At 65.8% G+C, this 24,732-nt stretch carries 21 protein-coding genes and 1 tRNA gene; 6 read left to right on the forward strand and 16 right to left on the reverse strand.

Going from position 1 to position 24,732, the window contains the following annotated elements:
- Nucleotides 1-62: 62 nt before the first annotated feature.
- Nucleotides 63-218 (forward strand): hypothetical protein, encoded by a 156-nt coding sequence (locus tag AC10V3_RS04590; protein WP_022533997.1) that lies wholly within the window; start codon nucleotides 63-65, stop codon nucleotides 216-218.
- Between the two features lie 71 nt (nucleotides 219-289).
- On the opposite strand, the gene AC10V3_RS04595 is transcribed toward AC10V3_RS04590, so the two are convergent.
- Complete coding sequence (locus tag AC10V3_RS04595) at nucleotides 290-1,402, reverse strand: CapA family protein (protein ID WP_349609519.1); 1,113 nt, start codon at nucleotides 1,400-1,402, stop codon at nucleotides 290-292.
- 220 nt (nucleotides 1,403-1,622) lie between these two features.
- Here AC10V3_RS04595 and AC10V3_RS04600 point away from each other — a divergent pair, with 220 nt between their 5' ends.
- The 3 genes from AC10V3_RS04600 (at nucleotide 1,623) to AC10V3_RS04610 (ending at nucleotide 4,330) form a co-directional block, all read left to right on the forward strand.
- Nucleotides 1,623-3,011 carry an FAD-binding oxidoreductase gene (locus AC10V3_RS04600; protein WP_022534000.1) on the forward strand — a complete coding sequence of 463 codons (1,389 nt, stop codon included), beginning with the start codon at nucleotides 1,623-1,625 and terminating at the stop codon, nucleotides 3,009-3,011.
- Nucleotides 3,012-3,127: 116 nt separating this feature from the next.
- Nucleotides 3,128-4,045, forward strand: coding sequence for a polyphosphate kinase 2 (gene ppk2 / locus AC10V3_RS04605; protein ID WP_041681273.1), 918 nt, complete (start codon nucleotides 3,128-3,130; stop codon nucleotides 4,043-4,045).
- 57 nt (nucleotides 4,046-4,102) lie between these two features.
- Nucleotides 4,103-4,330: a hypothetical protein gene (locus tag AC10V3_RS04610; RefSeq protein WP_041680963.1), complete on the forward strand. Its 228-nt coding sequence runs from the start codon at nucleotides 4,103-4,105 to the stop codon at nucleotides 4,328-4,330.
- Nucleotides 4,331-4,453: 123 nt separating this feature from the next.
- Here the strand turns inward: AC10V3_RS04610 and AC10V3_RS04615 are convergent, their stop codons facing one another.
- The 10 genes from AC10V3_RS04615 to pepN form a co-directional block, all read right to left on the reverse strand.
- On the reverse strand, nucleotides 4,454-5,518 hold the full coding sequence (locus tag AC10V3_RS04615) for a 2-aminoethylphosphonate aminotransferase (protein ID WP_022534003.1): 1,065 nt from the start codon (nucleotides 5,516-5,518) through the stop codon (nucleotides 4,454-4,456).
- A complete protein-coding gene (aepY, locus tag AC10V3_RS04620; RefSeq protein WP_022534004.1) occupies nucleotides 5,518-6,714 on the reverse strand; it encodes a phosphonopyruvate decarboxylase in 1,197 nt (398 codons plus the stop codon). Before aepY ends, AC10V3_RS04615 begins: the two co-directional genes overlap by 1 nt.
- Nucleotides 6,711-8,417, reverse strand: coding sequence for a phosphoenolpyruvate mutase (aepX, locus tag AC10V3_RS04625; protein ID WP_490923180.1), 1,707 nt, complete (start codon nucleotides 8,415-8,417; stop codon nucleotides 6,711-6,713). Before aepX ends, aepY begins: the two co-directional genes overlap by 4 nt.
- Nucleotides 8,414-9,190: a phosphocholine cytidylyltransferase family protein gene (locus tag AC10V3_RS04630; protein WP_041681274.1), complete on the reverse strand. Its 777-nt coding sequence runs from the start codon at nucleotides 9,188-9,190 to the stop codon at nucleotides 8,414-8,416. The genes aepX and AC10V3_RS04630 overlap by 4 nt, the downstream gene beginning before the upstream one ends.
- 29 nt (nucleotides 9,191-9,219) lie before the next feature.
- Nucleotides 9,220-10,224 carry a flippase-like domain-containing protein gene (locus tag AC10V3_RS04635; protein WP_022534007.1) on the reverse strand — a complete coding sequence of 335 codons (1,005 nt, stop codon included), beginning with the start codon at nucleotides 10,222-10,224 and terminating at the stop codon, nucleotides 9,220-9,222.
- Nucleotides 10,221-11,048 (reverse strand): HalD/BesD family halogenase, encoded by an 828-nt coding sequence (locus tag AC10V3_RS04640; RefSeq protein WP_022534008.1) that lies wholly within the window; start codon nucleotides 11,046-11,048, stop codon nucleotides 10,221-10,223. The genes AC10V3_RS04635 and AC10V3_RS04640 overlap by 4 nt, the downstream gene beginning before the upstream one ends.
- A gap of 7 nt (nucleotides 11,049-11,055) precedes the next feature.
- Nucleotides 11,056-11,724, reverse strand: a complete 669-nt coding sequence (locus AC10V3_RS04645; RefSeq protein WP_041680964.1) for a CDP-alcohol phosphatidyltransferase family protein — start codon at nucleotides 11,722-11,724, stop codon at nucleotides 11,056-11,058.
- Nucleotides 11,725-12,222: 498 nt separating this feature from the next.
- Nucleotides 12,223-12,298, reverse strand: a tRNA-Thr gene (locus AC10V3_RS04650).
- A gap of 141 nt (nucleotides 12,299-12,439) precedes the next feature.
- Nucleotides 12,440-13,456: a class 1 fructose-bisphosphatase gene (locus tag AC10V3_RS04655; protein WP_022534010.1), complete on the reverse strand. Its 1,017-nt coding sequence runs from the start codon at nucleotides 13,454-13,456 to the stop codon at nucleotides 12,440-12,442.
- 133 nt (nucleotides 13,457-13,589) lie between these two features.
- Nucleotides 13,590-16,286, reverse strand: a complete 2,697-nt coding sequence (pepN, locus tag AC10V3_RS04660) for an aminopeptidase N (protein WP_022534011.1) — start codon at nucleotides 16,284-16,286, stop codon at nucleotides 13,590-13,592.
- A 301-nt stretch (nucleotides 16,287-16,587) separates the two neighbouring features.
- Between pepN and AC10V3_RS04665 the strand changes: the two genes are divergently transcribed.
- Nucleotides 16,588-17,208, forward strand: coding sequence for a DUF4136 domain-containing protein (locus tag AC10V3_RS04665; protein WP_041680965.1), 621 nt, complete (start codon nucleotides 16,588-16,590; stop codon nucleotides 17,206-17,208).
- 333 nt (nucleotides 17,209-17,541) lie between these two features.
- A complete protein-coding gene (locus AC10V3_RS04670; protein ID WP_022534013.1) occupies nucleotides 17,542-19,863 on the forward strand; it encodes an NADP-dependent malic enzyme in 2,322 nt (773 codons plus the stop codon).
- A 108-nt stretch (nucleotides 19,864-19,971) separates the two neighbouring features.
- On the opposite strand, the gene AC10V3_RS04675 is transcribed toward AC10V3_RS04670, so the two are convergent.
- The 5 genes from AC10V3_RS04675 to AC10V3_RS04695 form a co-directional block, all read right to left on the reverse strand.
- A complete protein-coding gene (locus tag AC10V3_RS04675; protein WP_022534014.1) occupies nucleotides 19,972-20,217 on the reverse strand; it encodes a hypothetical protein in 246 nt (81 codons plus the stop codon).
- 239 nt (nucleotides 20,218-20,456) lie between these two features.
- A complete protein-coding gene (locus AC10V3_RS04680; RefSeq protein ID WP_022534015.1) occupies nucleotides 20,457-21,524 on the reverse strand; it encodes a porin in 1,068 nt (355 codons plus the stop codon).
- Between the two features lie 170 nt (nucleotides 21,525-21,694).
- Nucleotides 21,695-22,213: a 2-oxo-4-hydroxy-4-carboxy-5-ureidoimidazoline decarboxylase gene (gene uraD / locus AC10V3_RS04685; RefSeq protein ID WP_022534016.1), complete on the reverse strand. Its 519-nt coding sequence runs from the start codon at nucleotides 22,211-22,213 to the stop codon at nucleotides 21,695-21,697.
- On the reverse strand, nucleotides 22,210-23,160 hold the full coding sequence (puuE, locus tag AC10V3_RS04690; protein WP_349609509.1) for an allantoinase PuuE: 951 nt from the start codon (nucleotides 23,158-23,160) through the stop codon (nucleotides 22,210-22,212). Before puuE ends, uraD begins: the two co-directional genes overlap by 4 nt.
- Before the next feature lie 115 nt (nucleotides 23,161-23,275).
- Nucleotides 23,276-24,682 carry a nucleobase:cation symporter-2 family protein gene (locus AC10V3_RS04695; RefSeq protein WP_022534018.1) on the reverse strand — a complete coding sequence of 469 codons (1,407 nt, stop codon included), beginning with the start codon at nucleotides 24,680-24,682 and terminating at the stop codon, nucleotides 23,276-23,278.
- Between the last annotated feature and the right edge of the window lie 50 nt (nucleotides 24,683-24,732).

Raw genomic sequence — 24,732 nt, forward strand, 5'->3', positions numbered from 1 at the left:
TGCAACCGCCTGCCAGCCGACCTACACTGAAGGTGCAACCACACTACCGACAGGAGGTTGCTATGGCTGCCACAATGATCACTGCGCTGGTGTTGATCGCCCTGGTTGCCTGTGCGGCGATCGTCATCTGGGTCCTGCGCGAAAAGAACCCGACGCTGCTGCAGCAACAAGAGCAGTCGGTGAAGACCTGGTTCGATCACATGATTCACCGGCATTAGAAAACGGCCTCGCGCGCGGGGCCACACGTTGTCAGCCCGCCTCGCCGGCGGGCTTTTCATTGGCGCAGGCCTCACGCCGCGAACACGCGCAACTCGTGCACGCCACTGCGCTCGCAACTTGTGCCAAGCGCGCGCCCTTCGTCCGCGAGCATCGCCAGCAGCCACGCGATATCCACTTCGCGCGCATATTGCAGCCGGAAATGGCTGCGGCGCAGCGGCACCAGCCGCAGGTCGGCGCGGCCGCCGCGATCGAAGCTGACGAAGGCCATCAGCGCCAGGTCGGGCCGGTACTCGTCGTAGCCGCCGATGCCTTCGTAGTCGTTGATGAAGTCGCCGCAGCCGTAGAGGATCGGCTTGCCCGCATGCAGCTCGATGCCGAGCGGATGGTGCGAGGAATGGCCGTGGACGATATCCGCGCCGGCGCGCCCCACCAGGCCGCGTGCGAAGGCGCGTTGCGCCGGGTCGATGCGGTAGCCCCAGTTCGGTCCCCAGTGGATTGAAATCACTACCACGTCGCCCGCCCGCCTGATGCCGCGCACTTGTGCCGCGATGCGTTCAAGCGAAGCATCGGACCAGTCATCGAGCAGGTTCACGCCCGAATGCCCGGCACTGGCGCGCCACGCCGCCGGCGTGCCGGCGTTCTCCATCGCAAAGCCAAGCACCACCACGCGGCCGCCGCCCGGCAGCGGCAACAGCGCGGCACGTGCGGCGGAGGCCTCGTCGGGGCCGGCGCCGGCATGCGCGATGTGCGCCCCGTCCAGTGCTGCCAGCGTATCGTCCAGCCCTGCGCGTCCCCAGTCGAGCACATGGTTGTTGGCCAGTACCGCGCAGTCGATGCCCGCCGCCTGCAGGCAAGCGATATTGCCCGGATGCATCCGGTAGTGCACCGACTTGCCCGGCCAGGCGTCGTCGCTGGTGGTGATGGCGGTTTCGAGATTGACGATGCGCGGCCGCGCCGCGCGGCTTTCTAGTTCCGCCAGCGCCACGCCCCACGGGTATTCCGGCGCGGCGAGGCGCGCGATCGGTCCGGCTTTGCGCTCGGCAAGGTGCACGTAGTCGAGCGCGGAATGCACATACGATTCGTGCAGCAGCGGCTGGCTGGGATGCGCGAGGATCTGGTCGATGCCGCGGCCGGTCATCACGTCGCCGCAAAGGAATAGGGGAGGTGAGGTCGAAGGGTTCATGGCGCTGTTCGTTAGGCGCTGCGATTGCGCGCCGTCGATTCATGATAGGCCGGCATGGCGGCATGATCGCCGTACCGCACTTGCCGCGCGCACTACCCAGTACACGTTTACATTCATCCGGTGCCCGCCTTAAATGGTGAAGTCATCGGTCCTCGTGGTCATCACTTCCCCATCCGCCGCGCGCCGTCCGATATTCGCAACCAGCATCGGGAGGCACATCATGGCCCAGCTATCCAGCGAACTTGTCGAGGGACTCAAGTCCCGCCTGAGGGGGCAGTTGCTGCAACCGGCCGACCCCGGCTACGACGAGGCCCGCAGCATCTGGAATGCGATGATCGACCGCCACCCGGCGCTGATCGTGCGAGCCGCCGGCACTGCCGACGTGATCGCCGCCGTCAATTTCGCGCGCGACAACGGCGTGCTGCTGGCGATACGCGGCGGCGGCCACAATATCGGCGGACTGGCGATCTGCGAAGCCGGCATGGTGCTCGACCTGTCGCAGATGAAGTCCGTGCGCGTCGATCCCAAGGCGCAGCGTGGCTACGTGGAGCCCGGCGCCACGCTGCGCGACTTCGACCATGAAGCGCAGGCCTTCGGCCTGGCCACGCCGCTGGGCATCAACTCCACCACGGGCGTCGCGGGGCTGACGCTGGGCGGCGGCTTCGGCTGGCTCAGCCGCAAGTTCGGCACCACGGTCGACAACCTGGTATCGGCGCAGGTGGTGACTGCCGACGGCAAGCTGCTGCGCGCCAGCGCCGACGAGAACGCCGACCTGTTCTGGGCGCTGCGCGGTGGCGGCGGCAACTTCGGCGTGGTGACCATGTTCGAGTTCCGCCTGCACCCGGTGGGGCCGGAAGTGTATGGCGGCCTGATCGTCTATCCGCTGGAGCAGGCGGCCGCCGTGATCCCCGCCTACCGCGAGCTGTACGAGTCGATGCCGGACGAGCTGACCGTATGGGTGGTGCTGCGCCAGGCGCCGCCGCTGCCGTTCCTGCCTCCCGAGGCGCACGGCAAGCCGATCGCGGCGCTGGCGATCTGCTATATCGGCCCGCCCGACAAGGGTCCCCAACTGGTCGAGCCGCTGCGCAAGCTTGGCACGCCCTACGGCGAGCACGTCGGCCCGATGCCATTCACCGCCTGGCAGCAGGCCTTCGATCCATTGCTGACGCCGGGCGCGCGCAACTACTGGAAGTCGCATAACTTTGCCGGCCTGGACGACGGCATGATCACGATGCTGATCGAGCAGATCGGCAAGCTGCCGTCCCCGCAGTGCGAGGTCTTTATCGGCGCGATGGGCGGCCAGACCAACCGCGTGGCCCCGGACGCGACCGCTTATGCCAGCCGCGACGCCAAGTTCATCATGAACCTGCACGGGCGCTGGGATTCGCCTGCCGACGACGACCGGTGCATCGCCTGGGCACGCGAAGTGTTCCGCGCGGCGACGCCCTATGCACTGGGCAGCGTCTACGTCAACTTTCTGACCCAGGAAGAGGTCGACCGCGTCGGCGCGGCGTACGGGCTCAACTATGACCGGCTGGTCGAGGTGAAGCGGCGCTACGACCCGGACAACCTGTTCCGTCATAACCACAACATCAACCCCTCGGCGTAGCTGGCGTAACCTGCATGCAGGGCGGGCCTGCCGGGGCAGGCCCGCCCGCCTTCACGCGGCTGCAACACTGGCATGCGAGCATTGCCGCGACCGCGTTGTATCCACAGGGAGAGCAGATGAGACCGGGAGAGGCAGATCTTGTGCGGCGTATCCACAATGAAGTCGCCGACTACTACGACGAAGAGATCGAACTGGAACTGGACGATCGCGAAGCCAGCGAGGCCTTCGGCGATCCGGTGCACCTGTCCGACGAGGCCGAGCAGGACAGCCGCCGGCGCTATTTCCGCGAGCTGTTCCGCCTGCAGGGCGAGCTGGTGCGGCTGCAGAGCTGGGTCGCCGCCACCGGGCACAAGATCGTGATCCTGTTCGAGGGGCGCGACGCCGCCGGCAAGGGCGGCGTGATCAAGCGCATCACGCAGCGGCTCAACCCGCGCGTATGCCGCGTGGCGGCACTGCCAGCGCCCAACGACCGCGAGCGCACGCAGTGGTATTTCCAGCGCTACGCCGCACACCTGCCGGCCGCCGGCGAAATCGTGCTGTTCGACCGCAGCTGGTACAACCGCGCCGGCGTCGAGCGCGTGATGGGCTTCTGCAACGACGACCAGTACGAAGAGTTCTTCCGCTCCGTGCCCGAGTTCGAGAAGATGCTGGTGCGCTCCGGCATCCAGGTGATCAAGTACTGGTTCTCGATCAGCCACGACGAACAGCGCCTGCGCTTTCTCAGCCGCATCCACGACCCGCTCAAGCAGTGGAAGCTCAGCCCGATGGACCTGGAGTCGCAGCGCCGCTGGGAGGACTACACCAAGGCCAAGGAAATCATGCTCGAGCGCACCCATATCGCCGAGGCGCCGTGGTGGGTGGTGCAGGCCGACGACAAGAAGCGCGCGCGGCTGAACTGCATCCAGCACCTGCTCAGCCAGGTGCCCTATGCGGAAGTGGAAGCGCCCACCGTGGTGTTGCCGGGGCGGGAGCGGCACGAGGACTATGTGCGGCAGCCGGTGCCGAAGGAGATGATCGTGCCGGAGGTGTATTAAGGGGGTAGGGTATGCACGGGGTGCGTCATCGGTCCCGTTGTTCGCCGGCTACCTATAATGAAAACGGCCACCTGGATAACAAGGGTGGCCGTGATCGTGGAACTGCTCGTATTCTGGGCGGCCATTCTTGCCGCCTACCTCCTGATGAAGCACGCCGGCTGCTTCAGCCAGCCTGTGCTCTATCCCGACCCCGAGCACCCGTTCCGGTACTGGTGGGCGCGGCGGGTGGGGCGCCCGCCGCCATCGCTGGCCGAGCCCAGGCAACAAGAAACCCGGAGAGCCTGACGCCGTCCGGGTTTGTGGATCGAGTCCTCAGCTCAACGCTTCATCAGTCGTCGCGCTGACGCGGCATCGCCAAATCCTGCCGTCGAGGTAACTGTGCGGTCACCGCAGCAAGCCGAAGTGGCATCAAGTCATCAATGCCGCAAACCCCCGCAGCAGGCGCTCGATGTCGTGCGCCTGGATATGTCCCATCGTGGAGATCCGGAATAGTTCGCTCGACAGCTGCCCCTGCCCTGCATAGATCACAAAGCCGCGCGCTTTCAAGCCGTCGTGCAACTGCGTGTACGACAAGCTTGCCGGCAAACGGTAGGCGCGCAGGACGACGGAGGACTGGTCCGCCGGCAACGCGCTTGCGATGCCACGCAACGCAAGTCCCGCGCGCACTTGCTCGGCCAGGGCCGCATAGTGCGCGTGCCTGGCGGGCTGGCCGCCGCTGTCGTGGAGCTCGCGCAGCGCTTCCACCAGGGCGTAGTAGGCGTGCACGGACGGGGTGAAAGGGGTGTTGCGCTGATCCTGCAGGCGTGCCAGCCGGCCAAGATCCAGGTAGTAGGTCCGGCTTGCGGCCTGGGCCAGCGCGTCACGCCGCGCGATCACGAAGGCGGCCCCCGGCACGCCGTGCAGGCACTTGTTGGCAGTGGCGGCCACGGCGGCAATGCTGCCGCCGAAGTCGATCGCCTCGGCGCCGAAGCTGCTGACGGCGTCGACCAGCAAGCGAACGCCTCGCTGGCGGCAAACGGCGTCGAGCGCGTGCAGATCGTTCAAGCGCCCGGTCGTCGTTTCATGGTGGATCACCGCCACATGGCCGATGGTCCGGTCCGCGTCGAGCATAGCGGCCAGCCGGTCGGGATCGGGCGCCTGCATCCAGTCATGCTTGAGCACCTCATGGTCGATGCGGTATTGACTCGCAATCTGCGTGATGCGCTCGCCGTACACGCCGTTCTCGACAATGAGCAGCTTGCCGCCCGCGGGCACCAGCGCGGCAATCATGCTTTCGACTGCTGCTGTGCCTGACCCAGTCATCAATATCGCAGCCCACTCGGCGGGGTCCAGCCGGTAGATGTCGAGCAGCCGCGCGCGCGCCTCGTCCTGCAAATCGAAGAATTCGCTTTCGCGATGACATAGGTCGGGCTGCAGCAGGCTGCGGCGGACGCGCTCAGACAAGGTAACCGGGCCGGGGTTGAGCAATAGCATCAGTTCTCTCCGTGATCAGCGCCGATGTGGCGCGCGAGGCGTGACTTCACTTCCGCGGGGGTGATGGTGGGCCGGGGCAGGCCATCCGGCGTGCCGGCGCGTATCATCAGCCGCACGAAACGCGAGCCGGGAGCGGGTGCACCCGGCTCGACAGGCACAGCCGCCGCAAGCCAATCGTCAAGCAGCTCGAGGCGGTCGCCTTCGACCGCCGAGGCATAGCCGCAAGCCGCCGCCACGCCGGCGAATGACACATTGGGCGACACCGTGGCCTGTGCGCCGGTCGAGTCGTGTGCGCCGTTGTCGAGCAGCACGTGCGTGAGGTTCGACGGGCCGTATGCACCCAGCGTGGCGAAGTTGCCCATGCGCATCAGGGCGGCGCCATCGCCGTCGATGGCGACCACATGCAGGTCCGGGCGCACCAGTGCGAGGCCGAGCGCAAACGGCGCCACGCAACCCATCGAGCCCACCATATAGAGCTGGTTTGGCCGGTCATCGAGCGCATACAGTTCGCGGCCGCAGAAACCGGTCGATGCCAGTACCACCGTCGAAGCGGCCGGCGTATGTGCAATCACGCGCTGCAAGGCATCGCGACGCGAAGGCAGCGCATCCGGCGCGCCCCCCCGCCATTGCGTGCGCACCGCGCATCGCGCACGCGGCGCGGGTCGATCCTGCGGCTTGAGCGCATAGGGCGCGACACTGCCCTTTTGCATGACCAGCGCGTAAGGGCGTCCGGTCGCGTCCATATGCGCCAGCGCGCGATCGAGCGCCGGGCCGATGGCGGCCGCGTCGGTCGGGAACAGCTCCCAGGGTATCTCCATGGTGTCGAGCATCGCAGGCGTGATCGGGCCCATCAGCGCGTGCTGCGGCTCGTCCGCGGTGCCCGGTTGCCCTCGCCAGGTCACGATCAGCAATTGCGGCAGGCGAAACGTCCAGGTCAGCGAAGTGAGCGGGCTCACCGCATTGCCAAGGCCGGAGTTCTGCATCATCGTGATGCCGCGCCGGCCCCCTCTGGCCCCGAGCGTCACGCCTGCGATCAGCGCTACCGCGTCGCCTTCGTTCGCCGACGAGACGTAGTGCAACGATGGATCCTGCAGCACGTAATTGATGAAGGGGGTGAGGTAGGAGCACGGCACCCCCGCATACCAAGAGAAGCCACGCGCCAGCGCCGCCTCGATAAACTGAGCCGCTTCGATCATCGGCGTTTCTCGCTGCCGGGTGCGCCCTCGGCGAACGGCATCCGGGCATGCGCGAATTCGCCCGCGCGCTGGTAGTCCTCCAGGTCGTTCACGCTGCGCCAGTGGCCGTGCACATACTTCACGTCGATCTCCTCGCCTGCATCGATCAAGGCGTTGAGCAGGTCAGGCATGTCCAGCGTGTCGAAATCCGCCCGCGCACGCAGGCCGGCAAGTGTCTGCTGCAAGGCCTCACGCCCGGCGCCGCGCACGCACAGCAGGCCGATCCAGCGCCCCTGCGGCGCCTGCCCGCCGGTGACGGCCACTTCCCGCGCCTTGTTCGACACATGCCGCAGCAGGACCTTCTGGCCGAACAGGGCGCGATCGTCAGGCGCGGAGCAGTAGGCGAAATCGCGTACGCTCTGATTCGCCGGTTGCGTCTGCGACGAGTCGACCACCACGCTGAAGCGGCAATCGCTCTCGAACAGGTCGCGCAGGAAGTAGCTGCGAAAGAGCAGGTCACCGTAGGCGATCACGGTATCTGTATGCAGGCCGTCGGCCGCGCACGCAAGCGACGCCAGTTCGCCGGTGCTTGCGTGGCGCTCGTTGCGCACCAGCTTGACACCCGTGCTCTGGATCGCATCGGCATGATAGCCACCGACCACGGTGATGTCGTGGATGCCCTGCATCTTGAAGGCGTCCACCAGCCAGCGCAGCAGCGGCTTGCCTGCGACCGGCAGCATGACCTTGGGCCGCTCGGCGGTCAGGGCGTCAAGCCCTTCACCCCGGCTCGCCGCCAGCACAACCGCCGCGCCGGGCGCCTCGGAGCCAGACAGGTACAGCCGTTCGGCGGCGGAATACTCGTCGGCATCCTGCAGGCGGAAGATCTCGCTCACCGGCGCGATACGGTCCTCGACATGAACCAGCTTCTGGGTGTCGTGGATCTCCTTGGCCACCGCCTGCATCGACGATGCCGCCGCACGGATCAGGTGGTTGGCCCAGATCACGACGCTGATGCCGGCCTGGCGGAACACCTCGGTGGGGGTGCTGTAGTACTTGGTCGGCACGATCACCAGCGGAGCGCGGCCGGCCCACTCGCGTGCGAACTCGAGGATCTCATCCGGCCGCGACAGCTTGCTGTGGATCAGGATCGCGTCGGCACCGGCCTGCCGATAGGCTTCGGCCCGGCGCAAGGCCTCGTCCATGCCCCAGCCCGCGATCAGTGCTTCCACGCGTGCGACGATCGAGAAATCGGCATCCGTCTGCGTATCCTTGCCGGCCTTGATCTTGCCGCAGAATTCGTCGATGGTGGCCAGCGGCTGGCGTTCGCCGTCGATAAAGCTGTTGGTCTTGGGGAACTGCTTGTCCTCGATGCACAAACCCACGATGCCGCGCTGTTCGAGCTTCCTCACCAGGCGCCGCACATTGTTGAAGTTGCCGTAGCCGGTATCGCCGTCGACCAGGATCGGCAAGCCGCTGGAATCGGCCATGAATTCGAGCATGTCGACCACTTGTGTCCAGCTTGCCTCGTTGTTGTCGCGCACGCCGAATTGCGCCGAGATCGCCAGGCCGGAGGCCCAGATGGCCTTGAAGCCCGCTTCGCGCACAATCCGGGCCGAGAGTCCGTTGTGGGCCTCCATCATGAATTCAAGTTCGCTGCCCACCAGCAACTGGCGCAGCGCGGCGCTGCGCGACGCCGTGGACCAAGCCGGATCGCGTGCGTTCATGGCGTGACTCCCGAGGAGACTCCAGACCGGCGCCGGAGTTCCGGCAACACTTCATCGCGCGCGCGCACGACGTCGCCCGGGAAGTCGATCTCGAGCCAGGGCGCACCGGTCACGTCCGCGATCTCGAATGCATGGCCGCCCTCCAGCAGCAGATCGCGCACGGCCTCCTCGTGCGGCATCTTCTCCTGGTTGCGCTCGACATACCCCGCGACGATCTGCGCCAGGCGGCGCGCGGTCTGCTCGCTAAAACGGAAGAAGCCGACCGACTCGCCGATCGTGTCATATTCCAGGCCCACCGCGACCTGCTTGCGCAGCTCGACTGGAAGGCCGTCCCGCAGGCAAAGCTTGACTGGCTCGTCGCCGGTTTCGAAGTCGCGGTCGATCAGCAGGCGGTTGACGCTTTCGCCGGCGACCAGCGCGGCGAGAATGCGCTCGTCGTAGAGCACGTCGGCGTCCATCAGCAGCACGTCGCCGCCGCGCGTGAGCGCGTCGGCAACGGTGTGCACGGTCAGGACGCTGCCGAGCTCGTAGCGCGGATTCAGAACGATTTCAGGATGGGGCGAACGTCCGAGCCGGTCGAGTTCGGCCTTGACCTGCTCAGGCTGGAAACCGAGCGCAAGCACGATCTCCGTGACGCCCGCCGCGTCCAGCATGCGTAGATGCCGTTCCAGCAGGGTGATGCCATCGAAGCGCAACAGGCATTTCGGGAATTGTTCTTCGGGCGGTTGCTGCAAACGCAGGCCAAGGCCCGCGGCAAGAATAATCGCTCGCATATTTTTCTCCGCTTCCATGCAAATCGCCATCAATCGGTAGCCGGCACACCCCCCATGCTTCGCCGCCGGTGGTTTCGTTCACTCCAGTACAAATACAGAAGCCCGGGCGCGCCAAGCGCGATTTCCCGGGCGCGCTTGATCAGCGACAGCGCCAGCGCCGCGTCGGCAGGCAGGCCCACCAATGGCGCGAGCAGCAGGTAGCCACCCTCCTGGGCGCCCAGCGAGCCGGGAATCGCAAACGCGGCGCCGCGGATCGCCTGCCCGGCGCTCTCCAGCAGCAAGGCGTCGAGCCAGCTGACGGGATGGCCGAGAAACCGCAGGGCCAGCCACACCTCCCCGGTGCCGACCAGCCAGCCCGCCAGGCTCAGCGCGAAGGTCGCGGCGACCTTGCCGGGCGCGCGATAGATCTGGCGCACGGCTGCGTCCACGGCATCGGCACGCGTCGTCAGCGCAGACCAATCGCGCTTTCCCGACAATTTCGACAGCAAGCGCAGCACGCGCCCAAAGAGGCCGCGCCGCTGCGCCACATAGAACCCGACCATGCACAGCGCCAGCAGCGCGGTGACGGCAATGGCCGGCAGGCGCAAATCCTCGCCCGCGCCGCGCGCCGTGGACGCGCCGAACAGCACGAGTCCGAGCACCGCGAACACCAACTGCGCGATCGCTTGCATCGTCGTGCTGACGGTGATGGCCGCGGCAGCGTCGCGCATGCGCGCACCGCGTTGCGCGAGATGGCGCACCATCACCACCGGTCCACCTAGCTGTCCGGCGGGCAGCAGGCTGTTCACGGACTCGCCCACCCAGCGCGCAAGCAGCGCGTCGCGCATGGTGCGATGCTCGGCGTGGCGATCGAACAGTACGAAGATGGCACCTGCATCCAGCGCCAGCGGCAGCAGGTGAAACGCCACCACCAGCAGGCTCAACCAGCCCGCGGACATCAGCGTCGACGCCACCGAGCCGAATCCGGTGAAGGCAATCAAGGCGACAAAGAGCGCCGCACCGACCGACAGCAAAATCATCGCCGCACGCGTCATGCCCGGGGCTGCTGGCCCTTGGCCAGCCGTTTGAATACTTGCCGGAAGCCGAAATAAGCGAGCGCGTCCTTCATATTGGAGACGAAACGCAGCCAGGGCCGCATGCCCGGGTCGGTGACGTATTCGAAGGTCAGCGACACCCGCATCTGGTTCGCCCCGAGTGGCGTGATGCGGTGGCGCAACTTGTCGCCATCGAAGAAAACGAGGCCACCGGGGGGAATCTGTACCGACCCCGCTTGCGTGGGCACATCGGGCTCGCGCGTGTGCAATTCGTAGTCGAGATGGCACGACGACTCGTCGATCACGCCGAACAGCAAGGTATAGCGCCGGCCGTTGTAGTAAGAGGTGTCGTAATGCCAGCCGATATGATCGCCCTCGCGCGTGTAGTAATAGAGCGCGTAGGCATGCGGATCCTCCTCGGGCGAAGGCAGCAGCTGCTCGCCGCAGATCTGTTCGAGCCAGCCGATCAGCGCCTTGGACCGATAGAGTTGCGCGATAAAAGGTGCGTGCTGGTCGATCGTATGGCGGCTGACGCTGCCGCCCTGCTTGTGGCCCGGGAGATAATTGCGATTGATCTGGTCTTGCAAGGCCCGGGCGCTGGCAACCAGCCCTTCCGTGACGTCGTCCGGCAGGAAGTCGCCCACATGCAAGAACGCACCCTGGCGCTCGAATTCCGCGCGCAGCACGCTGTGCCCGAGTGTGCCAACCCGTGCGGCCACCTCTGTATCGGGATCGGCACGCGCATCGGCAGGGTCGGCGAACGGCTGCTGCCGCTCGCCAGGCAGGGTGAGAAGACCCGGGTCCGCTTCGGCTTGTCCGCTCATCGGCGCCTCATGGTCTGGTAGCCGCTGTAACGGGGCGAGCGCGCCGCACGACGCGCCAGTAGTCGATGATCACCCATGCCGCGAACAAGGGCGCGCCGATCGACGCCGCCGTCAGGAACGGGGCGATGGCACTGCTCAGGGTCACAAGTGGCAGGAGGTAGAGCACATCCTCCGTCTCGAAGCCACCGACCGAGGCCTGTTTCGCGGCGGTCTTGCCAGCGAGCGCTTCGATGCGCATGCGCAAGAAGAAGATCAGCGCCACGGCCACGCCCGCCACGCTGCCGCGCACGACCCCTGACACCGCGGCGTCCGGAAACTGGCCCGAGACGCCGATCCCCATGCTGACGAAGAGCAGGATAGTGACCACTGCGTCGCTGAAAAGATCGTAGAAATGGCCTAACTTGCTGGATTTCCCGCTGATCCTCGCGAGTTCTCCGTCGGTGTGGTCAATAAAATTGGAAAGCACGACCAGCAGCGCACCGCCATTCGCCCAGGCGAAGCCGCCTTGCGTGAGGCACGCCACGCCGGCCATGCCGGTCAAAAGCCGGAGTGTGGTCAGATGATTGGGCGTAACCCAGGAATCCTTGAGCGGTTCGACAAGCCGTCGCGCCAGACGTGCGTCCCATGTGCGCGGAGCTGGCGGCGGCGCAGGCGGATCCATTGGATGGCTGCTCATCTTGCAAATACCCCGCGGCAGGAAATGCGACTTGGCCAGGACCGCAGGGCCAGTTCGCGTGCTTTGCTTGGCAGTGTTTCAATCTGCAGGACCAGGGTCGATCGCGCGCCGGATTCCGCGCTGCAGTCGCGTTCATGCAGTCGCGTCCAAACACTCAAGCCCCGCGCCAGGTGCCGTCCCTTGCGTGCACAAGTCAAGTGCACTCCGGCCTTCATTAGCGTCAATGATAGACGTGATTCCGACAAGCTGTCGAGGCAGCGACCATCTCAGCCTCGAACCCCTGATCACCCACCGCTACTAGCTGGACAAGATCGAGCCAGGCGTCGCTTGCGTGAGATGGTCGATTCATTGGCTCGGATGCGCCCTGATGAATTCCGCATCGGGATCGCATTCCAGTCCCTGCGGAATTGCCGCGGACAACCGGCTACATGGTGGCTACACGGCGCCCAGAAACAACAAAGCCCAACCGGATGGGCTGGGCTAAGTGCTTGATTTTATTGGTGCCGAAGAGAGGAATCGAACCCCCGACCTTCTCATTACGAATGAGCTGCTCTACCGACTGAGCTACTTCGGCAACATGTTCCATGTGAACTGGAACAGCCCGCAATAGTAGCAGCGTTTTATCGGCTTGGGAAGCCCCTGTGCCTCCCGGCCCTCATGCCAATAAAAACGGGGCGCCGGCCGGGCGCCCCGTTTGCTTGCCGGACGGCGAGGCTCAGGCCTTGCCTTCGGCCTCCTGGTGGTAGCGGGTGACGCGCTCCACCTCGTTCTTCGAGCCCAGGATCACTGACACTCGCTGGTGCAGTTTCTCGGGCATCACGTCCATGATGCGTTCGTGGCCATTGGTGGCGGCGCCGCCGGCCTGTTCGACCAGCATCGCCATCGGGTTGGCTTCGTACATCAGGCGCAGCTTGCCGGGCTTTCCCGGCTCGCGCTTGTCCCACGGGTACATGAAGATGCCGCCGCGGGTCAGGATGCGGTGCACGTCGGCGACCATCGAGGCGACCCAGCGCATGTTGAAGTTCTTCCCGCGCGCGCCTTCGTCGCCGGCCAGGCATTCGTCGATGTAGCGGCGCACGGGCGGAGCCCAATGGCGCATGTTCGACATGTTGATGGCGAATTCCTTGGTGTCTTCGGGGATCGTCACGTTGGACTGGGTCAGCACGAAGCTGCCGGCCTCGCGGTCCAGCGTGAACATGTGCACGCCGTTGCCGACAGTCAGCACCAGCGTGGTCTGCGGGCCGTAGACGGCGTAGCCGGCGGCGACCTGGTGGGTGCCGGGCTGCATGAAGTCGGCCTCGGTCACGGTCTGGCCGGGCTTGGGCATGTGCAGCACCGAGAAGATGGTGCCGATCGAGACGTTGACGTCGATATTGGACGAGCCGTCGAGCGGATCGAACAGCAGCAGGTATTCGCCCTTCGGGTAGCGGTTGGGAATCTCGTAGAACGATTCCATCTCTTCCGACGCCATCGCGGCGAGGTGGCCGCCCCATTCGTTGGCGTCGAGGAGCACTTCATTGGCGATCACGTCCAGCTTCTGCTGGGTTTCGCCCTGTACGTTGCCGGTGCCGGCCGAGCCCAGCACGCCGGCGAGCGCGCCCTTGCTGACGGCGTTGGAAATGGCCTTGCAGGCGCGCGCGACCACTTCGATCAGCAGCCGCAGTTCGGGCTGGATCGTGTTGTGCTTGCGCTGCTCCTCGACCAGGTAGCGCGTGAGGCTGATGCGAGTCATGGTTGGTTCTCCTTGGGTGGCCGCAATTCTACATGCCCGGCCCCGGCTGGCCGCGTTGGCGGCATTGCCGGGGGCTGGGCAAAGGGGGCGGTGCGGTGCCTCCTTGTTTGCTTTTTCCGCTCGGTTTCTCCCGTCAGGCGGCGAGCGCCTTGCCGACGATCTCGCGCACGTCGCGCGACAGCGTATTGCTGGCGGCCACGCGCTCCAGCTCGGCACGCATGCGGTCGCGCAGGTTCAGTTCGTACTTCTGCCAGCGGTCCATCACGCGCGCCAGGCGCGCGGCGACCTGCGGGTTGATGGCGTCGAGCGCCAGTACCTGGTCGGCCCAGAAGCGGTAGCCCGAGCCGTCTTCGGCGTGGAACTGCGCCGGGTTGCCGGAGCAGAAGCTGAAGATCAGCGCGCGCGCGCGGTTGGGGTTGCGCAGGTTGAAGGCGGGGTGCTCCATCAGCGCGCGCACGGTGTCGATGGTGCGCTTGCCGGCGTGCGGGCCGACTTCACCTCGCTGCATGCCCTGCAGCGAGAACCATTTGTCGATCACCAGCGCGTCGTCCTCGAAGCGCTCGTAGAAATCCGCCAGCGCATGCTCGCGGCCGGGCGCGAAGCTGTTGACCAGCGCGGACAGCGCGGCGAACCGGTCGGTCATGTTGTCGGCGGTCTGGTACTGCTGGTCGGCGAGGGCCTGCATGTCTGCATCGCGGCTGTCCGCGAGGTAGCCCAGCGCCAGGTTGCGCAGCGCGCGCTTGGCGGCCGAGGCCGCATCGGGCGAGTATGCGCCCGGGGTGGCATTGGCCTCGTAAGCGGCAAGCCAGTCGGCCCGCAGCGCGCGCGCCAGGCCTTCGCGCATGAACTGGCGGGCACGGTGGATGGCGGCGGGATCGGCCACGCCCATGCGCTCGGCCAGGTAGGCCTCGGCGGGCAGCACCAGTGCCTGCTCGCGGAAGGCTGGGTTGAGCGTGTCATCGGTCAGCACGGTGCGCATGGCCTGCACCAGCGCGGGATCGAGCTTGAGCTCGCGCCCGGCCTGCACGTCGGCCACCAGCTGCAGCAGCGCGCGGGTGGCCAGGCGCTGGCCGGCTTCCCAGCGGTTGAAGGCATCGCTGTCGTGCGACAGCAGGAAGGTGAGCTGCGCGTCGGTGTATTCGGCATCGACGATCACCGGCGCGGAGAAGTTGCGCAGCAGCGAGGGCAGCGGGGCGGCCTCGCCTTGTGGCAGGTTGATGAAGCGGAAGCTCTGCTCGGCCTGCGTGAGGTCGAGCACGCGCGTGGTGCCCGCGGGCGCGCTTTCGCCTTCGAGCTGCAGCGGCAGGTCCTGGCCCTCGGCGCCGAGCAGGCCCAGCGCGAACGGGATATGGAAGGGCTGCTTCTCGGGCGTGCCGGCGCGGGTCTCGATGCCGACCTTGGGGCAGCGCTGCGACAGCGTCAGCGTCAGGCTGCCGTCGTCGGCGTTCCACGCGGTGCGCGCGGTCACCACTGGCGTGCCGGCCTGGCTGTACCAGAGGCCGAACTGGGTCAGGTCGCGGCCGTTGGCGTCGGCCATCGCCGCGCGGAAATCGTCGCAGGTCACGGCCTGGCCGTCATGCCGCTCGAAGTAGAGGTCCATGCCCTTGCGAAAGCCCTCGCGGCCGAGCAGGGTCTGGTACATGCGCACGACCTCGGCGCCTTTCTCGTACACCGTGACGGTGTAGAAGTTATTGATCTCTTCGTAGCTGTCGGGACGCACCGGATGCGCCATCGGGCCGGCATCCTCGGGGAACTGCACCTGGCGCAGCACGCGCACGTCCTCGATGCGCTTGACCGCGCGACCGGACTCGGAGCCCATCATGTCGGCCGAGAACTCCTGGTCGCGGAACACCGTCAGGCCTTCCTTGAGTGAGAGCTGGAACCAGTCGCGGCAGGTCACGCGGTTGCCGGTCCAGTTGTGGAAGTACTCGTGGCCGACCACCGCTTCGATATTGGCGAAGTCAGTGTCGGTGGCGGTCTGCGCGTTGGCCAGCACATACTTGGTGTTGAAGATGTTCAGGCCCTTGTTCTCCATCGCGCCCATGTTGAAGTCGCCGACGGCGACGATCATGAAGCGGTCCAGGTCCAGCTCCAGCCCGAAGCGCTTTTCGTCCCAGCGGATCGAGTGGATCAGCGAATCCATGGCATGGCGGGTCTTCTCCATGTCGCGGGCCTCGACCCAGACCTGCAGCAGCTTGTCCTTGCCGGAGGCGGACTGGATGCGTTCCTCGATGCATTCGAGTTTGCCGGCGACCAGCGCGAACAGGTAGGAGGGCTTGCGGAACGGGTCTTCCCACACCGCTTCGTGGCGGCCATCGGGCAGGTCCTGTTTGCTGACGAGATTGCCGTTGGAGAGCAGCACAGGATAGGCGACGCGATCGGCGCGCAGCGTGACGCGGTAGGTCGCCATCACGTCCGGGCGGTCGAGGAAGTAGGTGATGCGGCGGAAGCCCTCGGCCTCGCACTGGGTGAAGAAGTTGCCGTTGGACACGTACAGGCCCGAGAGCGTGGTATTGGCCGCCGGCTCGCAGGCGGTGACGATCTCCAGCGTGCCCTGCGCCGGCAGGCCGGGGATGGTCAGCGTGCCAGCTTCCTGGGTCGCGTTGGCGACCGGCTTGCCGTCCAGGCTGACGCCGATCAGTTCGAGCTCCTCGCCGCACAGCACCAGCGGCGCATCGGGCGCGCCGGCCTGGCGCGCGAAGCGCAGCGTGCTGGTGACGACGGTGCGTTGCGGGTCGAGGTCCAGCACCAGGTCGGCGTGGTCGATGGCGAACGGGGGCGGGGTATAGTCCTTGCGATAGACGGTAACGGGCGTGTCGGTGCGCAGCATGGAGAGATCCTGTCTTCGGAAGACCGTTGGGAAGGGCGGGCCATGGCAGCCGGGGACAAAAGCATGGCGCCGAAGTCCTCATTGTAGCCAAGGGGTCGACGGGGCATGGTTGTCAGCCGCATCGCCGGCCACCGGGTTGCGTGGCGAGGGCCCGCCGGGAATTCCGGCGCCGCGGCGTGGTCTCAGAGACACGTGGGTTTCGAGTGGAAAGTGAGGTAGGACTATGGGGCAGCGCGCAGGCGGTGTCGGCAGTGGCAAGCAAAACGGAATGGGTCCAGGGCTGTACCGGCTCTGTGGGTCGATGGCATTGCTGGCGGCGCTGTTGCTGTCGGGCTGCGCCAGCACGGTGGTGACCGATGTCACGGCATTCCGCCAGGCCGGCTGGCAGAACGAGGCGCCGCGCACCTACAGCTTCGAGCACGCCCCGGGACAGGCGGCACAGCTGGACCGGCAGACTTACGAGGCCTGGCTGGCCACGGCACTGTCCGGCGTCGGCTTCGAGCAGGTGCCGGCGAATCAGGCGCGCTACCGTGTCAGCATGGACTATGACGCCGCGCCCGGCCTCGTGCGCGTGGCTGAGACCGTCTACCCGGATTACGGCCCATGGGGCCCGTACTGGGGTCCGTACGGTTACTACCGCCCCTGGGGCCCGTGGGGTCCGTACGGACCCTGGGGGCCGGGCTACTGGCCGCCGCAGACGGTGGTGCGGGACGTGCCGGTGACGTTCTCCAGCCTGCGTGTCTATTTCATCGAGGCTGCCACCGGCAAGCGGGTCTACCAGGTGACCGCGCAGAACCACGCCGAGAACGGCACCCTGCCGGCGGCCATGCCTTACCTGATCCGCAGCGCCTTTACCGACTTCCCGGCGGAAAGCGGCCGGCCGCGCCGCGTGACCCTTGAGGTCGAGAAGAACGCCAATTAGGGCAGCTTTTTCTGCCAACTTCAGTGTCACGAAGACAGTGCGTGCAAATGCGTGCAGGGGCATGCCCCTGCACGTTCATTGCATACCGATTGGTAAAAGCAGTTTAACTAGAACATTCCGCCCAAAAAACGGCTTCCAGACTGGCTCTGGTGGCACTTTGTGCTGATCCGTGGGCTAGAATAAGTGCTCGATTTTTCCGGCCTTGTTGCCGGAATCGTCAGTTTCGCTGCCAAGATGTTTTCTTCGCTGCCGGCCTTCGATCTGATCGCGGCTGATACGAACCATGGCGGGAGAGGGACGCTTCCGGTGCGGGGCCATTTTCCGGACGAGCCAATGAGCAGCAAGACCAGCGGTGATGCACCGCAACATGCCCCGAACAGTCCTGAAGCGCAATTGCGCCTCGCTGCGCTGGAATACCACCGCAGTCCCACCAAGGGAAAGATCCAGGTAACCGCGACCAAGGCGCTGTCCAACCAGCGCGACCTGTCGCTGGCCTACTCGCCGGGCGTGGCGTATGCCTGCGAGGAGATCGCCAAGGATCCCGCCACCGCCGCGGAGTACACCTCGCGCGCCAACCTGGTGGCGGTGGTGACCAACGGCACCGCCGTGCTGGGCCTGGGCGATATCGGTCCGCTGGCCGGCAAGCCGGTGATGGAGGGCAAGGGCTGCCTGTTCAAGAAGTTCGCCGGCATCGACGTGTTCGATATCGAGCTCGACGCGCGCGACCCGGACAAGATCGTCGAGATCGTGGCCGCGCTGGAGCCCACGCTGGGCGGCGTGAACCTGGAAGACATCAAGGCGCCGGAATGCTTCTACATCGAGCAGAAGCTGCGCGAGCGCATGAACATCCCCGTCTTCCACGATGACCAGCACGGCACCGCGATCATCTCGGCCGCGGCGCTGCTCAACGGCCTGAAGGTGGTCGGCAAGGATATCGCCAAGGTCAAGCTGGCGGTGTCGGGCGCCGGCGCCGCGGCCATCGCCTGCCTGGACACCATGGTGAGCCTCGGCGTGAAGCGCGAGAACGTCTCGGTGGTCGATTCCAAGGGCGTGATCTACGTTGGCCGCGACGCCAACATGGAAGCCAACAAGGCGCGCTACGCCCAGAACACCTCGGCCCGTACGCTGGCCGACATCGTCAAGGGCGCCGACGTCTTCCTGGGCTGCTCGACCGCCGGCGTGCTGACCGCCGAGATGGTCAAGACCATGGCCGACAAGCCCATCATCCTGGCACTGGCCAACCCCGAGCCGGAAATCCGCCCGGAAGTGGCCAAGGCCGCGCGTCCGGACTGCATCATCGCCACCGGCCGTTCGGACTACCCGAACCAGGTCAACAACGTGCTGTGCTTCCCGTACATCTTCCGCGGCGCGCTGGACTGCGGCGCGACCAAGATCACGGAAGCGATGAAGCTGGCCTGCGTCAAGGCGATCGCCGAGCTGGCCGAGGCCGAGCTGAACGACGCCGTCGCCGCCGCCTACGGTGGCCGTGAGCTGAAGTTCGGCCCGGACTACATCATCCCGACGCCGTTCGACCAGCGCCTGATCGAGAAGATCGCGCCGGCGGTGGCCAAGGCCGCGGAAGAGTCCGGCGTGGCCACGCGCCCGATCCAGGATCTCGAAGCGTATCGCCAGCAGCTCACCACCTATGTCTATCACACCGGCCTGATCATGAAGCCGGTGTTCTCCGCCGCCAAGGCCGCGCCCAAGCGCGTGGCCTACGCCGAGGGCGAGGAAGAACGCGTGCTGCGCGCGGTGCAGACCGTAGTGGACGAAGGGCTGGCCCGTCCGACCCTGATCGGTCGTCCGCACGTGATCCAGATGCGCATCGAGAAGGCCGGCCTGCGCCTCAAGGCCGGGGTGGACTTCGATCTGGTCAATCCGGAGGAAGACCCGCGCTACCGCGCTTACCACGAGGCCTACCACGCGCTGCGCGGTCGCGACGGCGTGACGCCGGACATGGCCAAGGTGGCGCTGCGCCGCTCCAACACGCTGATCGGCACGATGCTGATGCACATGGGCGATGCCGATGCGCTGCTATGCGGCACGGTCGGCCGCTTCGAGGCGCACCTCGAGCACGTGCGTGACGTGATCGGCCTGGCGCCGGGCGCCAAGGTCTTCGCCGCGATGAACGCGCTGATGCTGGAGAAGCACACGCTGTTTATCACTGACACCTTCGTCAATGACGATCCCTCCGCCGAGGAACTGGCCGCGATCGCGCAACTAGCCGCCGAGGAAATCGCGCGATTCGGCCTGGTTCCCAAGGCCGCGTTGATGTCGCATTCGATGTTCGGTTCCTCGACCCGTCCGTCGGCGCGCAAGATGCGCGAGGCTGCGGCGATCCTGGCCAAGGTGGCACCGCACCTGGAAGTGGAAGGCGAGATGCAGGGTGACGCCGCACTGGACGAAGACGTGCGCCGCCACTTCCTGCCGTCGACCAAGCTGGCCGGCAGCGCCAACCTGCTGGTGATGCCGACGCTGGACGCCGCCAATATCGCCTTCAACCTGCTCAAGATTACGGGCGGGCAGGGCGTGACCGTGGGTCCGATCCTGCTGGGCGCGGCCAAGCCGGTGCACATCCTGAACCCGCAGGCGACCACGCGCCGTATCGTCAACATGACGGCAGTGGCAGTGGCGGAGAGCGGCGCGGTGCGCTGATGCGCTGAAAGCGCGGCAAGCCAGATGCAAAAAGCCGGGTCGATGACCCGGCTTTTTGCTTGATGGTGCCCCGCCGCATTCGCACGGCGCGGGCGTGTGCCGCCGTTGCTATTGCAGCACGTTGTACTGCTCGCGCATTACTACGATGATCGACTTGGCCGCGGCAAGCTGCGGGCCAAGGTTATCGACGGCTTCCTGCGGGAAATCGACCTCGGCGCTCCAGTTGCATCCGGTATGGTCAGGCTGGTGCATTCGCACCGCGTGCAGCTCGCATTCGCCGCACTCGGGGTTGTTGTCGAGGCACTGGTTCAGGATGGCCATCAGTTCGGATCGGGTCTTTGCGTAGCGCCGCATGAGTCACCTCTCTCGCTGTAGTTTTGAGGGTCCGGATCACCAATCTAGGAAGCGTCCGGAGGCGCTTCCAATTGAATCCCCCTATGAATCTTCAGTTTTCGATCTGGTGTGCGCCGTAGCATGGGATGGCGCGGTGCAGCATCGAAGGGGCGATTTTCGACAAGAAGTGACGTGAGCGCGGCAATGAAAAAGCCCGCCGGAGAGGCGGGCCGAGTACTACCGGTGAGACGATTACGTCATCAGAACTTGTGGCGCACACCCACGCCGAAGGTGTCGCCGTGCTCGATGCCGGTGATCTTGTCGTAGTAGTAGGCGGCGTACACGTCGGTGCGCTTGGACAGGTTGTAATCGTAGGCGATGGCGAAGGTGTTGCGCTTGAAGTCGCCCAGCGAGTTGTCGGTCTTGTCGTAAGCGTACGATGCCAGCAGGCTGCCGGCGCCGATCGGCACCGACGCGCCGAACTGGCCGTTGATGTGCTTGATGTCGCCATCAACGGCCGTGGTGGCGCGCGTCTTGATGTACTGGCCCTGGGCGAACAGCTTGACCACGTTGAAGTCATACGACAGGCCGACCTGGGCGGCGTCCTGGCGCGAGAAGCCGAGGCTGGCCAGGTCGGTCGGCACCTCGCTGAAGCGGACCTGCTGGTAGGCAACGGTTGCCGCGAACGGCCCGTTGAAGTACATCAGGTTGCCGCCCCACTTGTTCTTGCCCGCAGCACCTGCCTGCTCGCCGAACGCGTAGATGAAGTTGGCGGTCAGGCCGCCGAAGTTCGGCGTGGAGTACAGCACCGAGTTGTTCCAGCCCGAATCGCCGATGATGCCCGGATCGGCCACGTTGCCGCTGACCGCGCCGAAGTAGGTGTGGAAGATCGCCGGCGAGAACACATAGGAGTCGATCAGCGGGTTGAACAGGATGGTCGACACGAAGTACGGCGTGGTGTTGCGGCCGAGCTTGATGGTGCCGGCCTTGTCGTTCTGCAGGCCGACAAAGGCATTGCGGCTGAACATCGAGTCGCCGTTGAAGCGGCCGCTGTTGCCGCTGTCGGTGCGGAAGAAGCCGTTCAGGTCGAAGATGGCCTTGGTGCCGCCGCCCAGGTCTTCGGCCCCCTTGATGCCCCAGTAAGACGTCTGCATCCCGCCAGAATTGGCGACCCATGCGCGCTCGCCCGAGCCCGGGCTCTTGACGCCGCCGATGAACATGTCGGCCTGGCCGTAGAGCGTGACGCTCGACTGGGCCATGGCCGCGCCGGAAAGAAGGGTAGCCGCTGCTGCCGCCAGCTTCAATGCCGGCTTGTACTGCTTCTGCATGTTAAGACCTCCGTGGTTTCGATCCTGCTTGGAACGTTGTGTACTGGGTCCCTGTCGGGTTCTTATCGTGTTGTTTTGCTTTTTTATTTGTGCCGCCTGGCTTGGGCTCGGTGTGGGATACCGGCGGCATCGGGGTACAGCGTTTTTGTTATGCAGGCGACGCTTTTTTCTCAGGCGGATACTAAGTCGTCAAGCCGAAACTGAGCAATGCGATGGATCTGGTTGATGCACGTTTGCAACTCGTCTTGCGGCGAGTTTTCGAGGCGGCGCGCGAACTCCGCGATGATCCCGTGACGGTCGTGGCCGCGCACGGCCAGGATGAACGGAAAGCCGAACTTCTGGTTGTAGGCGGCGTTAAGCGACTGCAGGCGGTCGAATTCCTCGGGCGTGCACAGGTTCAGGCCGGCGCCGCTCTGCTCGCGCGTGGACTCGGCGGTCAGCTCGCCGCGCACCGCGGCCTTGCCGGCCAGCTCGGGGTGGGCGCGCACCAGCTTGAGCTGCGCGGCTTCGCCGGCTTCATCGACGGCCTGGCGCAGCGCCTGCGCCAGCGCGGCAGCGTCGGCAAAGGGGCGCTGCGCGGCCGCGGCCTCGGCAAACCAGGGCGAATGTTCGTAAATGCCGCCCAGCACCTGCACGAATTCCGCGACCGGCATGAGGTTCAGTTGGGCGATGGTATGGGTCTGGCTCATGCTTGCTTCCGGGGAGTGTAGGGATGGGTTTCTGTCCAGTGGCGGGCGATATCGACACGGCGGCAGATCCACACCTTGTCGTGTCCCTGCACATAGTCGAGGAAGCGCTGCAGCGCGCGGAATCGGCCCGGGCGGCCGAGCAGGCGGCAGTGCATGCCGATCGACAGCATCTTCGGGCTGTCCAGCCCGTTGGGATCGCCTTCGTCGTACAGCACGTCGAACGCGTCCTTCAGGTACTGGAAGAACTGCTCGCCGGTGTTGAAGCCCTGCGGCGTGGCAAAGCGCATGTCGTTCGAGTCCAGCGTGTACGGCACCACCAGGTGCGGCTTCTTCTCGCCGCCGGTGACTTCCACCTCGGTCCAGAAGGGCAGGTCGTCGCCGTAGTAGTCGGAGTCGTACAGCAGGCCGCCATGCTCGACCACCAGGCGGCGCGTATTGGGGCTGTCGCGGCCGGTGTACCAGCCCAGCGGCATCTCGCCGGTCAGCTCCTTGATGATCTGCATGCCGATGCGCATATGCTCGCGCTCGGTGGCTTCGTCGATGCCTTGGTAGTGAATCCAGCGCCAGCCGTGGCAGGCGATCTCGTGGCCGAGTTCGACGAAGGCGCGCGTCAGCTCGGGATGGCGCTGCAGTGCCATCGACACCCCAAAGATCGTCAGCGGCAGGCAGCGCTTCTCGAACTCGCGCAGGATGCGCCAGACGCCCGCGCGCGAGCCGTATTCGTAGATGCCCTCCATGCTCATGTGGCGGTCGGGGTAGGCCGCGGCGCCTACGATCTCTGAGAGGAACTGTTCAGAGGCCGCGTCGCCGTGCAGCACGCAGTTCTCGCCGCCTTCTTCGTAGTTGAGCACGAACTGCAGCGCGACGCGCGCGCCGCCCGGCCAGCGGGCATGGGGCGGCTGCGCGCCGTAGCCGATGAGATCGCGTGGATAGTTCTCTTTTGTCATGTGTCGTTGCTTGCTTCAGGAGACCGGCCGGCACGCCGCGGCGCCCGCAAGTGCCGCAAAATACGCAATCAACGTGCCAGTCATGTCCGGGCGCGGCCGCGCCCGGCTACTTCAGTTACTCGGTGCCGTGCGAATTGGCGGCGGCGTTGCGCATTGCCTCTTCGCGCGACTGGATGCCGTTGTAGAACAGGTTCAGTGCCACGGCCACGATCGTGCCCAGCACGATGCCGCTGTGGGTGAACGGCCCCGTCCACTTTGGCAGGTACTGGAAGAACGTCGGTGCCAGCGTCGGGATCATGCCGGCGCCGATCGAGATCGCGACGATGAACAGGTTGTGGCGGTTGCGGTTGAAATCGCACGAACCCAGGATGCGGATGCCGGTGGCGGCCACCATGCCGAACATCACGATGCCGGCGCCGCCCAGCACGAACTGCGGCACCGAGGCCACCACGTGGGCCATCTTGGGAAACAGGCCGAAGGCGATCAGGATGATGCCGCCGGCAGCGGCCACGTAGCGCGAGCGCACGCCGGTCACGGTCACCAGGCCCACGTTCTGCGAGAACGAGGTGTAGGGGAAGGTGTTGAAGACACCGCCGATCACCGTGCCCAGGCCGTCGGCGCGCAGGCCGCGGGTCAGGTCTTCGTTGCTCAGCTTCTTGCCGGTGATGTCCGACAGCGCCAGGAACATGCCGGTCGATTCCACCAGCGTGATCAGCATGACGATGCACATCGACAGGATCGCGGTCAGCTCGAAGGTCGGCATGCCGAAGTGCAGCGGCGTGATGACGGCGACAAAGCTGGCTTCATCCAGGCCCTCGAACGAGACCTTGCCCAGCGCCATCGCCACCAGCGTGCCGGCGATGATGCCGAGCAGCACCGCGCAGTTGGCCACCAGGCCGCGGCCGTACTTGGTCAGCAGCAGGATGATCAGCAGCGTCAGCCCGGCGATGCCGAGGTTGGTCAGGTCCCCGTAGGCGAGGTTGGGCACTTCCTTGGCCACGCCGTCGATCACCGCGCGCGTGGTGGGCTGGCCGCCGGCCGCCCAGTTGATGCCCACGCGCATCAGCGACACGCCGATCAGCGTGATCACCGTGCCGGTCACCACCGGCGGGAACAGCCCGAGCATGCGTCCCATCATCGGCGCGATCAGGATGCCGAAGATCCCCGACGCGATCACGGCGCCGTAGATGCCGAGCAGGCCGACATTGGGATCGGTGCCGATGGCGATCATCGGTGCCACCGAGGCAAAGGTCACCCCCATCATTACGGGGAGGCGGATGCCGAATTTCCAGAAACCGAAGGCCTGGATCAACGTGGCGAGGCCGGCCGCGAACAGGTCGGCATTGATCAGGAACGCCAGCTGGTCCTTGGGCAGCTTGAGCGCGCCTCCCACGATCAGGGGCACGGCAACCGTGCCGGCGTACATCACCAGAACGTGCTGCAAACCGAGCGCGAGCAGGCGCCCTGAAGGCAAACGCTCGTTGGTGAGGTCCGTGGGGACCGTGGTGCTTGCTGAATTCATTGGTGCGTCTCCTCTCCTTTGGTTTGATGGGAACGCCACTGTCCTGGCCG

This window comes from Cupriavidus sp. PB-02, from assembly GCF_058252315.1.

Coding starts and splice junctions, on each gene's coding strand:
- AC10V3_RS04590 (WP_022533997.1), top strand. CDS start 63: ATGGCTGCCACAATGATCACTGCGCTGGTGTTGATCGCCCTGGTTGCC.
- AC10V3_RS04595 (WP_349609519.1), bottom strand. CDS start 1,402: ATGAACCCTTCGACCTCACCTCCCCTATTCCTTTGCGGCGACGTGATG.
- AC10V3_RS04600 (WP_022534000.1), top strand. CDS start 1,623: ATGGCCCAGCTATCCAGCGAACTTGTCGAGGGACTCAAGTCCCGCCTG.
- ppk2 (WP_041681273.1), top strand. CDS start 3,128: ATGAGACCGGGAGAGGCAGATCTTGTGCGGCGTATCCACAATGAAGTC.
- AC10V3_RS04610 (WP_041680963.1), top strand. CDS start 4,103: ATGAAAACGGCCACCTGGATAACAAGGGTGGCCGTGATCGTGGAACTG.
- AC10V3_RS04615 (WP_022534003.1), bottom strand. CDS start 5,518: ATGCTATTGCTCAACCCCGGCCCGGTTACCTTGTCTGAGCGCGTCCGC.
- aepY (WP_022534004.1), bottom strand. CDS start 6,714: ATGATCGAAGCGGCTCAGTTTATCGAGGCGGCGCTGGCGCGTGGCTTC.
- aepX (WP_490923180.1), bottom strand. CDS start 8,417: ATGAACGCACGCGATCCGGCTTGGTCCACGGCGTCGCGCAGCGCCGCG.
- AC10V3_RS04630 (WP_041681274.1), bottom strand. CDS start 9,190: ATGCGAGCGATTATTCTTGCCGCGGGCCTTGGCCTGCGTTTGCAGCAA.
- AC10V3_RS04635 (WP_022534007.1), bottom strand. CDS start 10,224: ATGACGCGTGCGGCGATGATTTTGCTGTCGGTCGGTGCGGCGCTCTTT.
- AC10V3_RS04640 (WP_022534008.1), bottom strand. CDS start 11,048: ATGAGCGGACAAGCCGAAGCGGACCCGGGTCTTCTCACCCTGCCTGGC.
- AC10V3_RS04645 (WP_041680964.1), bottom strand. CDS start 11,724: ATGAGCAGCCATCCAATGGATCCGCCTGCGCCGCCGCCAGCTCCGCGC.
- AC10V3_RS04655 (WP_022534010.1), bottom strand. CDS start 13,456: ATGACTCGCATCAGCCTCACGCGCTACCTGGTCGAGGAGCAGCGCAAG.
- pepN (WP_022534011.1), bottom strand. CDS start 16,286: ATGCTGCGCACCGACACGCCCGTTACCGTCTATCGCAAGGACTATACC.
- AC10V3_RS04665 (WP_041680965.1), top strand. CDS start 16,588: ATGGCATTGCTGGCGGCGCTGTTGCTGTCGGGCTGCGCCAGCACGGTG.
- AC10V3_RS04670 (WP_022534013.1), top strand. CDS start 17,542: ATGAGCAGCAAGACCAGCGGTGATGCACCGCAACATGCCCCGAACAGT.
- AC10V3_RS04675 (WP_022534014.1), bottom strand. CDS start 20,217: ATGCGGCGCTACGCAAAGACCCGATCCGAACTGATGGCCATCCTGAAC.
- AC10V3_RS04680 (WP_022534015.1), bottom strand. CDS start 21,524: ATGCAGAAGCAGTACAAGCCGGCATTGAAGCTGGCGGCAGCAGCGGCT.
- uraD (WP_022534016.1), bottom strand. CDS start 22,213: ATGAGCCAGACCCATACCATCGCCCAACTGAACCTCATGCCGGTCGCG.
- puuE (WP_349609509.1), bottom strand. CDS start 23,160: ATGACAAAAGAGAACTATCCACGCGATCTCATCGGCTACGGCGCGCAG.
- AC10V3_RS04695 (WP_022534018.1), bottom strand. CDS start 24,682: ATGAATTCAGCAAGCACCACGGTCCCCACGGACCTCACCAACGAGCGT.